This window comes from Streptomyces sp. NPDC005706 (genome assembly GCF_040631045.1).
Classification (GTDB): domain Bacteria; phylum Actinomycetota; class Actinomycetes; order Streptomycetales; family Streptomycetaceae; genus Streptomyces.
In genome coordinates this window covers 317,657-329,768 of record NZ_JBEXYS010000005.1, presented here as the reverse complement: position 1 = coordinate 329,768, position 12,112 = coordinate 317,657, and the positions used below count along the sequence as shown (strand labels likewise).

11 protein-coding genes are annotated in these 12,112 nt (G+C 71.9%); 4 read left to right on the top strand and 7 right to left on the bottom strand.

Going from position 1 to position 12,112, the window contains the following annotated elements:
- Nucleotides 1-36: 36 nt before the first annotated feature.
- Both ABZ478_RS12775 and ABZ478_RS12770 read right to left on the bottom strand, forming a co-directional pair.
- Complete coding sequence (locus ABZ478_RS12775) at nt 37-795, bottom strand: class I SAM-dependent methyltransferase (protein ID WP_359548121.1); 759 nt, start codon at nt 793-795, stop codon at nt 37-39.
- 213 nt (nt 796-1,008) lie between these two features.
- Complete coding sequence (locus tag ABZ478_RS12770; protein ID WP_359548119.1) at nt 1,009-1,833, bottom strand: maleylpyruvate isomerase family mycothiol-dependent enzyme; 825 nt, start codon at nt 1,831-1,833, stop codon at nt 1,009-1,011.
- 217 nt (nt 1,834-2,050) lie between these two features.
- On the opposite strand from ABZ478_RS12770, the gene ABZ478_RS12765 reads away from it, so the two are divergent.
- A complete protein-coding gene (locus ABZ478_RS12765; RefSeq protein WP_359548117.1) occupies nt 2,051-2,869 on the top strand; it encodes a carbon-nitrogen family hydrolase in 819 nt (272 codons plus the stop codon).
- A 54-nt stretch (nt 2,870-2,923) separates the two neighbouring features.
- On the opposite strand, the gene ABZ478_RS12760 is transcribed toward ABZ478_RS12765, so the two are convergent.
- From ABZ478_RS12760 to ABZ478_RS12745, 4 genes are all read right to left on the bottom strand, one after another.
- Nucleotides 2,924-3,415 (bottom strand): LURP-one-related family protein, encoded by a 492-nt coding sequence (locus ABZ478_RS12760; RefSeq protein ID WP_358929511.1) that lies wholly within the window; start codon nt 3,413-3,415, stop codon nt 2,924-2,926.
- Between the two features lie 61 nt (nt 3,416-3,476).
- A complete protein-coding gene (locus ABZ478_RS12755) occupies nt 3,477-3,731 on the bottom strand; it encodes a DUF6458 family protein (RefSeq protein ID WP_351662053.1) in 255 nt (84 codons plus the stop codon).
- Nucleotides 3,732-3,862: 131 nt separating this feature from the next.
- On the bottom strand, nt 3,863-5,161 hold the full coding sequence (locus ABZ478_RS12750) for a M18 family aminopeptidase (RefSeq protein ID WP_359548114.1): 1,299 nt from the start codon (nt 5,159-5,161) through the stop codon (nt 3,863-3,865).
- A 112-nt stretch (nt 5,162-5,273) separates the two neighbouring features.
- Entirely contained in the window at nt 5,274-7,100 is a 1,827-nt protein-coding gene (locus tag ABZ478_RS12745) for an acyl-CoA dehydrogenase (protein ID WP_359548111.1), read from the bottom strand.
- 143 nt (nt 7,101-7,243) lie between these two features.
- Here ABZ478_RS12745 and ABZ478_RS12740 point away from each other — a divergent pair, with 143 nt between their 5' ends.
- The 3 genes from ABZ478_RS12740 to ABZ478_RS12730 all read left to right on the top strand — a co-directional run bounded on the left by ABZ478_RS12740 (nt 7,244) and on the right by ABZ478_RS12730 (nt 10,012).
- Complete coding sequence (locus tag ABZ478_RS12740; RefSeq protein ID WP_358929503.1) at nt 7,244-7,717, top strand: SseB family protein; 474 nt, start codon at nt 7,244-7,246, stop codon at nt 7,715-7,717.
- Nucleotides 7,718-7,854: 137 nt separating this feature from the next.
- The gene (locus ABZ478_RS12735) at nt 7,855-8,832 is read left to right on the top strand and encodes a pirin family protein (RefSeq protein ID WP_359548110.1); all 978 of its coding nucleotides are present in this window, start codon (nt 7,855-7,857) and stop codon (nt 8,830-8,832) included.
- 133 nt (nt 8,833-8,965) lie between these two features.
- On the top strand, nt 8,966-10,012 hold the full coding sequence (locus tag ABZ478_RS12730; RefSeq protein WP_359548107.1) for an AI-2E family transporter: 1,047 nt from the start codon (nt 8,966-8,968) through the stop codon (nt 10,010-10,012).
- Here the strand turns inward: ABZ478_RS12730 and ABZ478_RS12725 are convergent.
- Nucleotides 9,982-12,105: a SpoIIE family protein phosphatase gene (locus ABZ478_RS12725; RefSeq protein ID WP_359548106.1), complete on the bottom strand. Its 2,124-nt coding sequence runs from the start codon at nt 12,103-12,105 to the stop codon at nt 9,982-9,984. The two genes, ABZ478_RS12730 and ABZ478_RS12725, sit on opposite strands and share 31 nt — an antisense overlap.
- Nucleotides 12,106-12,112 lie beyond the last annotated feature (7 nt).

Below are 12,112 nucleotides of genomic sequence, written 5' to 3'. Positions count from 1 at the left end.
GGCCCGGTGGGCCCGCGGACGGCTCCTGGCAGCGCGTCAGCAAGCCACCGGGACCAGCGTGAGGTAGGCGAGGCCGAGTACGCCCCGATAGGCCATCCACTGGGCCCGGTGCCGGTCGAGGCGGTCGCGTACCGCGGCGGCCGAGGGATGGCCGGGGTGCCCGGCGAGCCATACCTCGGTGTCCGCCTGGTACGCGGACTCGAACTCCTCCCACTCCTCCCGGCTCGCGGTCTCCGTCCACTCGGGCCGGAAGCCGGCCCCGACGGCGAGGTCGAGCAGGGTGCCCAGGTCGCAGTGGTCGCCCGCGGACGCCTCCGGCCACATCCGGGCCAGCTCGTGCGGGGCCGGAGGGCGCTCCCAGAAGCCCTCGCCGAGCACCACCCGCCCGTCCTCGGACACCAGCCGCCGCAGCTCGCGCAGTGCCTCGGCGACCGGGGCGGCGCCCGTGCTCAGCGCCTGGCTCGCGCCCAGGCACAGCACCAGGTCGGCGGGCCCGCGTCCGCTGCCCAGCGCGGACTCCTCGGCGAACTCCACGCGGTCCGTGAGGCCGCGCGCCCCGGCGTTTTGCCGTCCACGGGCCAGGTCCTCGCCGTTGATGTCGACGCCGACCCCCTTGGCCCCGGGTACGGCCTCCAGCAGGCGGAGCAGCAGCTCGCCCCAGCCGCAGCCGATGTCCAGGACGGTCCGGGGCCGCGTGGCGGCCAGCCGGCGGACCATCGCCGTCGCCCGGGCGTCGGAGAGGGGGCCGTGAAAGGTGAGGCGGGTGAGCCGGGGCGGGCCGTCGTTGTCGGTCATGCGGGGCACGTTAGTGAGCCGGGCGGCGCCGGTCACCGGAATATCGGGCCCGGTGCCGCCGCACGCCCCGGCGCCGCGAGCCGCACCGGCTACGTGAGCCACACCGGCTACGTGAGCCGCACCGGCTACGTGTCGGGGGCCGGCCGGCCCCCGTGTGCGGCCCTCCGCGTTCGGCGGGCAGGCCCTCCCGCCCCCTGAGCGGCCCGCGTTCCGCTACGGCGTCACCCTGAGGTTGCGCAGGATGGCCGCCGTCAGTTCGGGGTCGCCCTCCGTCTTCACCCGGTCCGCCACCGCCTCCAGGGTCACCCGGCCGCAGGACAGGCGGACGTAGGTCTCCCAGTCGAGGGTGAGGGTGGCCGCCGGGCCGAGGGCGGGCGCGGTCTCCAGCGTGCCGCGGCCCTGGATGTCGACCCGGACCGTGCGCAGGAACTCGACGGGCCCGTGCACGTCGAAGACGATCGCGGAACTGCGCGGCGCGTCCGCGTCCTTCGCCACGATCCTGGGCAGCGCCTCCAGCAGCATGTCGCGGGCGACGTGGGCGCCCGGCGAGTCGAGGTTGCCGGGGCGGGCGAGGGCCGCGCGCAGGTCCTGCTCGTGCACCCACACGTCGAACGCCCTGGTGCGCATCGCCTGTTCGAGGGTGACCTCGGTGCTCATCGGGCCGCGCACCTTGGTGCCGGGGTCGCGGGACTCGTTGCGCAGCTGGCGGTTCCTGCGGATGACGGTGTACTCCAGCTCCGCCGTCATCTCCGGCGCCGTGTGGTGACGGCGGACGTCGACCTGCATCTCCATGTAGCGCTGGTGCTCGTTGCTGACGTGGAAGAGGTCGCGGGGCAGGGTGTGGATGGGCCGGGGGTCGCCGAGCATCTCGCAGTCCAGGCCGATGACGTGCGAGACCACATCGCGGACGGACCAGCCCGGGCACGGGGTCCGCCGGTTCCACTCGGCCTCCGGGAGCGGCTGCACCAGCTCGGATATCGCTTCGATGGAGTGGGTCCAGGCGTCGGCGTAGGGCTGGAGGGTGGGATGCAGACTCACGGAACGGGACCCCTCGGCGGTCGGTACACGGGCAGGTTGTGGCGGCGTTGCCGGCGGACGGTGGCTGCACTCGGCGGGTGTCGTGGCACTCCCCCGGCTCTCGACTTCGCTCGAGCGGGGGACCCCCAAGTTACGCTGCTCCGAGGCACCCCGGCAGTGCTTTCGTGTGACGATCGTAGGCCTGTATGGACGACTCGAATGCCAGGACGGTGGTAGTGTGCGCGCCTCGCTGATCCAGATCGCCGTGGACGAGGGTGAATCGGTGGCCTCCCGGCGGCGGCGGACGGCCGCTCTGATCCGGGAGCAGGCCGGGGCAGACCTCGTGGTCCTGCCCGAACTGTGGACCACCGGCGCCTTCGCCTACGAGGAGTTCGGCGCCGAGGCCGAGCCGCTCGAGGGACCGACGTACGAGGTGATGGCCAAGGCGGCGAGCGACGCGGGCGTGTGGCTGCACGCCGGCTCGATCCCGGAACGCGCCCCGTCCGAAGACGGCTCCGCCGCGGGCGACGGCCCGCTCTACAACACCTCTCTCGTCTTCTCCCCCTCCGGCGAGCTGGCCGCGGCCTACCGCAAGATCCACCGCTTCGGCTTCGACAAGGGCGAGGCCGTGCTGATGAGCGCGGGACGGGAGGTGGTGACGGTCCGTCTGCCCGGAACGGTCCTGGGCGTCGCCACCTGCTACGACCTGCGTTTCCCCGAACTGTTCCGCTCGCTGGTCGACGCGGGCGCCGAGACGCTGGTGGTCCCGGCCGGCTGGCCCGAGCGGCGGCGTGCGCACTGGACGCTGCTGGCGCGGGCGCGGGCGGTGGAGAACCAGGCGTTCGTGCTCGCCTGCGGAACGGCCGGTACGCACGCCGGAGTGCCGCAGGCGGGTCACTCGATCGTGGTCGACCCGTGGGGCGAGGTGCTCGCCGAGGCGGGCGCCGGCGAGGAGGTCCTCACGGTGGAGTTCGACCCCGGGAAGGTGGCGGCGACCCGCGAGCAGTTCCCGGCCCTGAAGGACCGCGTACTGGGACTCCGACCGCCACGGCGCTGAGCCGGCGGAACGGGAGGGGCCACGGCCGGGGTCCCACCCGGCCGTGGCCCCGGCTCAGTCCTCGCGCTCCTTCTCCGCCAGGTGGATCACGCACACCGCCACCGCGATCAGCAGCGCCGGGTCCGCGTCCTCCCGTACGACGTCGACGCCGTACGTCTCCCGGACGTGCAGCCAGCGCCGGGAGATCACGGCGAGGAGTTCGCCGTCGTACTCGACGGCGAACTCACGGTCGAGGATCTTGCCGCTGACGTCCAGGTCGGTGCCGTCGGCCAGGGACACCCGGTAGTGGTTGCGCAGCAGGGACAGCCGTTTGCGGCGGATCGTGGCCAGGCCTTCGCCGTCGCGCTCGATCACCATGGTGTCGCGCAGGGCGAACATCTTCTGGTGGATGTCGATGAGGACGCGCCCCTGGACGTCCTTCAGCTCGAAGGTGTCCCGCAGCCGCATGGCCTTGCCGTCGACGAGGAACACCTTCTGGCCGTGCTCGTCCTCGATCCAGTAGTCGTCACCGATGCCGAGGAGCCGGTCGCGTACGAGGAATCTCATGCGCTGACCGTTCCCCGGCAGCGGGCAGTCGTCACAAAGCCGCTCCTGGGCAGGAGGACTCTCACACGCCGTAGCCGTCGGTGTAGCCGTCGCGGGCGTGATGGTGGTGGTGGGGTTCCTCCTCGACCACCGGCGTCGGCGGCACCACGACCCGACGGCGCCGTGCGATGCCGCTGAAGGTGGCGATGCCGATGAGGCCGACGGCCATGAAGATGATCCCGACGAGGTCGAGGTTGACTCCCTGCATGTGCCAGTCCGTCGCGAACGTCAGGATGGCACCCAGGGCGATGAGGATGATGCAACCGCCGAGGCCCATTGTCGTCGCCTCCCCTTCCGGTTCCGGAATCTCCGGTGCCGTCCGGGTACCCGGGGCCGTCCCGAACATGTGTGGGACGGCTCGTGACGGGTGTTCAGGGGCGGCGCCGGGCCGTGGGGGCCCGGCGCGGCTCAGTCCTCCAGGAACGCCACCAGCGCGTTCGCCAGCAGGAACGGGTCGTCGGCGCCGCACAGTTCACGCGCGCTGTGCATCGACAGGATCGCCACGCCGATGTCGACGGTCCGGATGCCGTGCCGGGCCGCGGTGATCGGGCCGATGGTGGTGCCGCACGGCATGGAGTTGTTGGACACGAAGCTCTGGAAGGGGACGTCCGCCCGCTCGCAGGCGGCGGTGAACACCGCTCGGCCCGAACCGTCCGTGGCGTAGCGGTTGTTGACGTTGACCTTCAGGATCGGCCCGCCGTTGACCCGCGGGTGGTGCGTCGGGTCGTGCCGCTCGGCGTAGTTGGGGTGGACGGCGTGGCCGGTGTCGGAGGACAGACAGACGGTGCCGGCGAAGGCGCGGGCCCGGTCCTCGTACGAGCCGCCGCGGGCGAACACCGAGCGCTCCAGGACGGAGCCGAGCAGCGGGCCGTCCGCGCCGGTGTCCGACTGGGATCCGTTCTCCTCGTGGTCGAAGGCGGCCAGCACGGGGATGTGGCCGAGCGCGGCGCCGGCGGACGCGGCGGCGGCCAGGGCGGCCACGCCGGCGTGCACGGACAGCAGGTTGTCCATCCGGGGACCGGCGACCAGTTCACGGTCCCGGCCGAGGTAGGCCGGTGCCTCCACCGGGTGCGCCATGAGGTCCCAGCCGGCCACCGAGCCCGCCGCCAGGCCGGCCTCCTCCTCCAGGAAGGCGATCAGATCGCCGTCGCGCGGGGCGTCGCCGAGCCCCCACACGGGCTGCAGATGACGCTGCTTGTCGAGCTTGAGGCCCTCGCTGTTGACCGCGCGGTCCAGGTGGATGGCGAGCTGCGGCACACGCAGCAGCGGGCGGTTCACGTCGACGAGGACCGTGCTGCCGTCGCGCAGGGTCAGCCGGCCCGCCAGGCCCAGGTCGCGGTCGAGCCAGGAGTTCAGCAGCGGGCCGCCGTAGATCTCCACCGCGACCTGCCGCCAGCCGTGGGCGCCGGTGTCGGGCAGCGGCTTGACCCGCAGGTTCGGCGAGTCGGTGTGCGCGCCGATGATGCGGAAGGGGGTGTGCGGCGCGGCGCCCTCGGGGACGTACCAGGCGACGATCGCCCCGCCGCGCAGCACGTACTTGCCGCCGCTCGTCCCGTCCCAGGCGTCCGTCTCGGCGACCTGCCGGAAGCCCGCCTTCTCCAGCCGCTCGGCGGTGTTCGCCACGGCGTGGTACGGCGACGGGCTCGCCGCCAGGAAGGTCATCAGGTCGTCGGTGTGGCCGCGATCGAAGCGGGCTGGTGCGCTCATGGGCTTACCTTAACGACGTGCGTGGGCCCGCCCCCGGTACGGGAGCGGGCCCACGTCGGCGATCAGTGGATGCGGAACCGGTCTTCCGGCGCGCGGCCGGACCGGGGCCGTCCTAGAAGGCGGCCTCGTCCAGCTCCATCAGGTCGAGCTCGACGCCCTCCGAGATCTTGCGGGCCAGGGTGACGCCCGGCAGGACGTTGGCCGCGAAGAACTTCGCCGCCGCGATCTTGCCGGTGTAGAACGCCTTGTCCTTGGCGGAGGCCGTCTGCAGCTTCTCGGCGGCGATCGCGGCGCCCTTCAGCAGCAGGTAGCCGACCACGACGTCGCCGGAGGCGAGCAGCAGGCGGCTGGTGTTCAGGCCCACCTTGTAGATGTTCTTGACGTCCTGCTCGGTGGCCGCGAGGTCGGTCAGCATCAGGCCGACGATGGCCTCCAGCTCGACGGCCGCCTTCGCGAGGTGCTCGCGGGCGCCCGCCAGCTCCTCGCCGCCGGTGCCGAGCGCCAGGAACTTCTTGATGTCCTCGGCGAGCGAGTTCAGCGCGGCGCCCTGGTTGCGGACGATCTTCCGGAAGAAGAAGTCCTGGCCCTGGATCGCGGTCGTGCCCTCGTACAGGGTGTCGATCTTGGCGTCGCGGATGTACTGCTCGATCGGGTACTCCTGCAGGAAGCCGGAGCCGCCGAAGGTCTGCAGCGACTGGGCGAGCTGCTCGTAGCCCTTCTCGGAGCCGTAGCCCTTGACGATGGGCAGGAGCAGGTCGTTGAGCGCGTGCTCGGCCTTGGCGTCCTCGCCGTTCGCCTCCTTGACCGCGATGGCGTCCTGGATCGAGGCGGTGTAGAGGACGAGGGCGCGCATGCCCTCGGCGTACGCCTTCTGCGTCATCAGCGAGCGGCGGACGTCGGGGTGGTGGGTGATGGTGACCTTGGGCGCGGCCTTGTCCATGAAGTTCGCCAGGTCCGGGCCCTGGACGCGCTCCTTGGCGTACTCCAGGGCGTTGAGGTAGCCCGTGGAGAGGGTGGAGATCGCCTTCGTGCCGACCATCATGCGGGCGAACTCGATGATGCGGAACATCTGGCGGATGCCCTCGTGCTTGTCACCGATCAGCCAGCCCTTGGCGGGGTGCCGGTCGCCGAAGGTCATCTCGCAGGTGTTGGAGGCCTTCAGGCCCATCTTGTGCTCGACGTTGGTGGCGTAGACGCCGTTGCGCTCGCCCAGCTCGCCGGTCTCGAAGTCGAAGAGGTACTTCGGGACGAGGAAGAGGGACAGGCCCTTGGTGCCGGGGCCGGCGCCCTCGGGACGCGCGAGCACGTAGTGGAGGATGTTCTCCTCCATGTCGTGCTCACCGGAGGTGATGAAGCGCTTCACGCCCTCGATGTGCCAGGAGCCGTCCTCCTGCTGGATCGCCTTGGTGCGGCCGGCGCCGACGTCGGAGCCCGCGTCGGGCTCGGTCAGCACCATGGTGGAGCCCCAGGTCCGCTCCACGGCGATCTGCGCGATCTTCTTCTGGACGTCGTTGCCCTCGTCGAAGAGGATGCCGGCGAACGCCGGGCCGGAGGAGTACATCCACACGGCCGGGTTCGCGCCGAGGACGAGTTCGGCGTAGGCCCAGATCAGGGACGGCGGAGCCGTCGTGCCGCCGATCTCCTCCGGCAGGCCCAGACGCCAGTACTCGGACTCCATGAAGGCCTTGTAGCTCTTCTTGAAGGACGCCGGGACGGGCGCGGTGTTCGTCTCCGGGTCGAAGACCGGCGGGTTGCGGTCCGCGTCCGCGAAGGACTCGGCCAGCTCGTTCTCCGCGAGGCGCGTCAGCTCCTCGAGGACGCTCTTGGCGGTGTCCGTGTCCATCTCGCCGAACGGGCCGGTGCCGTACAGCTTGTCGCGCCCGAGCACCTCGAACAGGTTGAACTCGATGTCGCGGAGGTTCGGCTTGTAGTGCCCCATGGTGACGGCTCCGTATCGGACTCGGCGAGGCACTGACTCCTCGCATCTGGTTCACGTACCAACAAGTAGCTCCGATGATGCTACCCGTCGGTAATAAGACGCAAGCCCGATTCCGTCATCTGTGACTGAGTACTCTTCTGCGCATGTACGGATACGGCCAGCCCATGGACGGTGGCGCCGCTCAGCAGAGTTACGTCCCCCCGCAGCAGGGCGGTGTCGGTGGGTACGGCCAGCAGCCACCGCTCTATCCGGAGCCGTCCCCACCCTCGCTCGCGGACGCGGTGCGCGCCTTCACCACCGGTCAGATGCCCGCCGAGGACTTCCAGCAGATCTTCGCCACGTCGAAGGTGTACTGCCCGCGCGGGGACACCCCCGGCTTCCTCGCCCTGCACAACACCCAGCAGCCGGTGATCCCGATGTTCACCTCGCTCAAGGAGTTGCGCCGGTACGCGGGCAAGGAGTCCAAGTACTTCGTGATCACCGGTTCCGAGGTGATCGACCTGCTGCCGAGCGGCTACGGCTTCGTCCTGGACATGGAGGGCGAGCACCGGATGGTGTTCGACGCCAAGGCGGTCGAGCAGATGGTCGACTTCGCCATGCGCCGTATGTACGGCTAGACGCCGCTGCTGCGCGGGCGGCGGCCGACCCGCACCCCGCTGCGAGCCCGGAGGGAATGCCCTCCGGGCTCGTTCTGTTGTGGAGTGGCAGAAAGTTCAACGCTCAACTAAAGTGAGCGCACAAGGAGGTACCGACCATGCCTGCAGTGACCGTCGAGAACCCGCTGACTTTGCCCCGCGTGACCGCTCCCGCCGACGCGGTGGCACGGCCCGTGCTCTCCGTCACGACCGCCCCCGGCGGTTTCGAGGGTGAGGGCTTCCCGGTGCGCCGGGCGTTCGCCGGGGTCAACTACCGGCACCTCGACCCGTTCATCATGATGGACCAGATGGGTGAGGTGGAGTACGCGCCGGGCGAGCCCAAGGGCACCCCCTGGCATCCGCACCGCGGCTTCGAGACCGTCACCTACATCATCGACGGCATCTTCGACCACCAGGACTCCAACGGCGGTGGCGGCACCATCACCAACGGCGACACCCAGTGGATGACCGCGGGCTCGGGCCTGCTGCACATCGAGGCCCCGCCGGAGCAGCTGGTCATGTCCGGCGGCCTCTTCCACGGCCTGCAGCTGTGGGTGAACCTCCCGGCCAGGGACAAGATGATGGCCCCGCGCTACCAGGACATCCGCGGCGGCAGCGTCCAGCTCCTGACCAGCCCGGACGGCGGCGCGCTGCTGCGTGTCATCGCGGGCGAGCTGGACGGTCACGTGGGCCCCGGCATCACGCACACGCCGATCACGATGATCCACGCGACCCTCGCCCCGGGCGCCGAGATCACCCTGCCCTGGCGCGAGGACTTCAACGGCCTCGCCTACGTCATGGCGGGCCGCGGCAGCGTCGGTGCCGAGCGCCGGCCGATCCACCTTGGCCAGACCGCCGTCTTCGGCGCGGGCGGTTCGCTGACGGTCCGCGCGGACGAGCGGCAGGACTCGCACACCCCCGACCTGGAGGTCGTCCTCCTCGGCGGACAGCCCATCCGTGAGCCCATGGCGCACTACGGCCCGTTCGTCATGAACACCAAGGAAGAGCTGATGCAGGCCTTCGAGGACTTCCAGAAGGGCCGCCTCGGCACGGTCCCGGCCGTCCACGGCATGACCCCGGGCGGCCCCCAGGCCTGACCCGCCGCTCCGCTCCCGTCGCCCGGCCCGCACGTCCAGCGGTCCGGGCGACGGGCGTGTGCGGGGCCGGAACCCTCACCCGGCCGGGCCCGTGCGGCAGGCAGACCGGCCGGTGGCGTGATCCGCTGGGGGTGTGTCGCTGTTGCCCGAGTCCGTACGCCGTCTCGCCGCCTGGTGCGCCGTCGTGCTGCTGGTCGCCGGGGTCGGATGGGTCGCGATCCGGCTGTGCGCGGCGCTGCGTACCGCCGTCGTGCCGGTGCTGCTCGCGCTGCTCGGCACGGCGCTGCTCGGCCCGCTGTACCGGCGGCTCGTGAAGGCCAAGGTGCAGCGGTCGCTCGCCGCCGCGCTGACCTGTGTCGCCGTGGTGGCCGTCGTCGGCGGTGCCTTGTACATCGTGGTCGCCGCGCTCGTCGACACCGGTGACCAGATCATCGCGTCGGTACGACAGGCCGTCAGGGCCCTGACGAGGCACTTCGGGGCCGCCGGGACCGGGCTGGACGACCTGCTCGGCAACGCCAAGAAGCTCCTGGGCAAGTACGGCGGGACCGCGGCCTCCAACGTCCTCAGCGGAGTCGGCGTGGTGGGCGAGTACCTGGCCATGGCCCTGCTCGCGCTGCTGCTCGTCTTCTTCTTCCTGCGCGACTCCCACCGGGCGGCCGGGGCGCTGCGGACCGTCGCCCCCGGCCCCCGGGGCGACGCCCTGGAGGCGATGGCGCGGCGCGCCTTCGGCGCGGTGCAGGGGTTCATGCGCGGCACCACGCTCATCGCGCTCATCGACGCCGTCTGCATCACCGTCGGCCTGCTGATCCTGCGGGTGCCCGGCGCGATCGGGCTCGGCGCGCTCGTCTTCGTCGGCGCCTACATCCCCTACCTGGGTGCCTTCATCTCGGGCGCGGTGGCCGTGCTGGTCGCCCTCGCCGACCGAGGCTTCGTCATCGCGCTGTGGGCGCTCGGGGTGGTGCTCGCGGTACAGGTGCTGGAGGGGCACGTGCTCCAGCCGGCCATCCAGAGCCGGACCGTGCACATGCATCCCGCGGTGGTGCTGCTGGCGATCACCGCTGGGGCGTCCGTGGCGGGCATCCTCGGCATGCTGCTCTCGGTGCCGCTGACCGCGGCCGCCTTCGGCGTCGTGAACGAGCTCCGTGAGCGTCACACGGCGGCCGGGCCGTCGGACTCGTAGAGCTCGAACCAGATGCTCTTGCCCTTGCCGCGCGGGTCGACGCCCCACAGGTCCGCGAGCAGCTCGATCAGCATCAGACCGCGGCCGGACGAGGCCAGCTCCCCGGGCCGCCGCCGGTGCGGGAGATCGTCGCCGGAGTCCGTGACCTCCACCCGCAGCCGGCGCCCGCCCGGCTCCCCGGCGACCTCGGCGAGCAGCAGCGCGTCCGCGTCGGTGTGCACAAGGACGTTGGTCACCATCTCGGAGACCAGCAGCACCGCGGAGTCCACCTGCTCGGCCGACACCCAGTCGTGCAGCAGCTCGCGCAGGTGCCGGCGGGCGTCGGCGATCCGCTCGGGCTCGTCCTGGGCCACCGGAAGCAGGGTGCGCCGCAGCCGGGGCCGCAGGGTCAGGGTGTCGTCGCGGCCGCGGCCCGCGCCCTGCCGGCACAGCAGCAGCAGCGCGATGTCGTCCTCGCGGCGGTCGGCGAGCGGGCCGGTGGTGTGGTGCGAGGACGGTCCGTGCACGCCCTGCACCAGCGCGTCGGCCATCGACTCCAGATCGCCGGTGTGCTCCTCGAGGATCGCGCGTATGCGCCGCCAGCCGCTCTCCATGTCGTGGCCGCCGGTCTCGATCAGGCCGTCGGTGCACAGCATCAGGGTCTCGCCGGGCTCCAGCGTGAACCGGGTGGTCGGGTAGTCGGCGTCGGGGTCGACACCCAGCGGCACCCCGCCCGCCGTCGGCCGCATCATCACCGTGCCGTCGGCCATGCGGATCGCCGGGTCCGGATGCCCGGCGCGGGCGATCTCCAGCATGCCGGTCGCCGGATCCGCCTCGACGTACAGGCAGGTCGCGAAGCGCGTGTCGGTCATATGCGCGTCGTGCGTGATGCCGTGCAGGAAGCGGGCGGCGCGGGAGAGCACGGCGTCCGGGCGGTGGCCCTCGGAGGCGTAGGCGCGCAGCGCGATCCGGAGCTGGCCCATCAGGCCCGCCGCTCGGACGTCATGGCCCTGGACGTCGCCGATGGCCAGCGCGAACCTGCCCGCGGGCAGCGGGATCATGTCGTACCAGTCGCCGCCGACCTGCAGTCCGCCGCCGGTCGGGATGTAGCGGGCGGCCACCGTCATCCCGGGGATCTCCGGGCCCAGCGACGGCAGCATGGAGCGCTGCAGGCCCTCGGTCAGCTCCCGCTGGGTGTCGGCGGCGCCGGCCCGGTTCAGGGCCTGGGCGAGCATCCGGGCGACCGTGGTCAGGACCGCGCGCTCGTCCGGGGTGAAGGCCACCGGGTAGGTGAAGGCGGCCATCCAGGCGCCCATGGTGCGCCCGGCCGCCGTCAGCGGCAGGAACGCCCAGGAGCGGCGCTCGAAGTGGCGGGCGAGCGGCCAGGTGACGGGGTAGCGCGTCCGGTACTGCTCGGCGGAGGAGAGGTAGACGGCCCGGCCGGTGCGGACCACCTCGGCCGCCGGGTAGTCCGTGCTGAGCGGCATGTGCAGGAAGGGGCCGTCCTCACCGGGCTGCTGCCCGTGGTGGCCGATCACCGTCAGCCGGTCGCCCTCCACGCCGAACACCGCGAGCCCGTCCGGGGAGAACCCGGGCATGGACAGCCCAGCCGCGACCCGCAGCACCTCCGCCGTGGACCGCGCCTCCGCCAGCGCCCGGCCGGCGTCCAGCAGGAACGCCTCCCGCGAGCGGCGCCAGTCGCCGGTGACCGCGTTGCGGGCCGCCGCGGTGCCCGGGGTGGGCTCGGTGACCTCCTGGAGCGTGCCGATCAGCTCGTACGCCCGCCGGTCCGGATCGAAGGACGGCTTCGAGCGGCTGCGTACGACCCGTACGACCCGGCCATCCTCGTCCATGATCCGGATCCGCACCTCGGCGAGCGTGCCCTCGTCGACCGCCAGCGGCACCACCCCGGTGATCTCGTTCCAGTCCTCCGGGTGCAGCCGTGCCCGGGTCTGGTTCTCGGTGAGGGTGACCGGTTCCGGGGGCAGCCCGAGCAGCCGCGCCGCCTCCCCGTCCACGGTGACCAGTCCGGCGGCGGTGTCCCAGTGCCACAGCCCGGTCGCGAGGGCGGCGAGGACGTCACCGACGGACGGCAGGGGCTCGCCTGTACGCATTGCCCCA

Bases quoted from the DNA above. Each gene is read 5' to 3' on its own strand.
- ABZ478_RS12760 (WP_358929511.1), bottom strand. From the start codon at position 3,415: ATGAGATTCCTCGTACGCGACCGGCTCCTCGGCATCGGTGACGACTAC.
- ABZ478_RS12750 (WP_359548114.1), bottom strand. From the start codon at position 5,161: ATGAGCGCACCAGCCCGCTTCGATCGCGGCCACACCGACGACCTGATG.
- ABZ478_RS12775 (WP_359548121.1), bottom strand. From the start codon at position 795: ATGACCGACAACGACGGCCCGCCCCGGCTCACCCGCCTCACCTTTCAC.
- ABZ478_RS12725 (WP_359548106.1), bottom strand. From the start codon at position 12,105: ATGCGTACAGGCGAGCCCCTGCCGTCCGTCGGTGACGTCCTCGCCGCC.
- ABZ478_RS12755 (WP_351662053.1), bottom strand. From the start codon at position 3,731: ATGGGCCTCGGCGGTTGCATCATCCTCATCGCCCTGGGTGCCATCCTG.
- ABZ478_RS12735 (WP_359548110.1), top strand. From the start codon at position 7,855: ATGCCTGCAGTGACCGTCGAGAACCCGCTGACTTTGCCCCGCGTGACC.
- ABZ478_RS12745 (WP_359548111.1), bottom strand. From the start codon at position 7,100: ATGGGGCACTACAAGCCGAACCTCCGCGACATCGAGTTCAACCTGTTC.
- ABZ478_RS12740 (WP_358929503.1), top strand. From the start codon at position 7,244: ATGTACGGATACGGCCAGCCCATGGACGGTGGCGCCGCTCAGCAGAGT.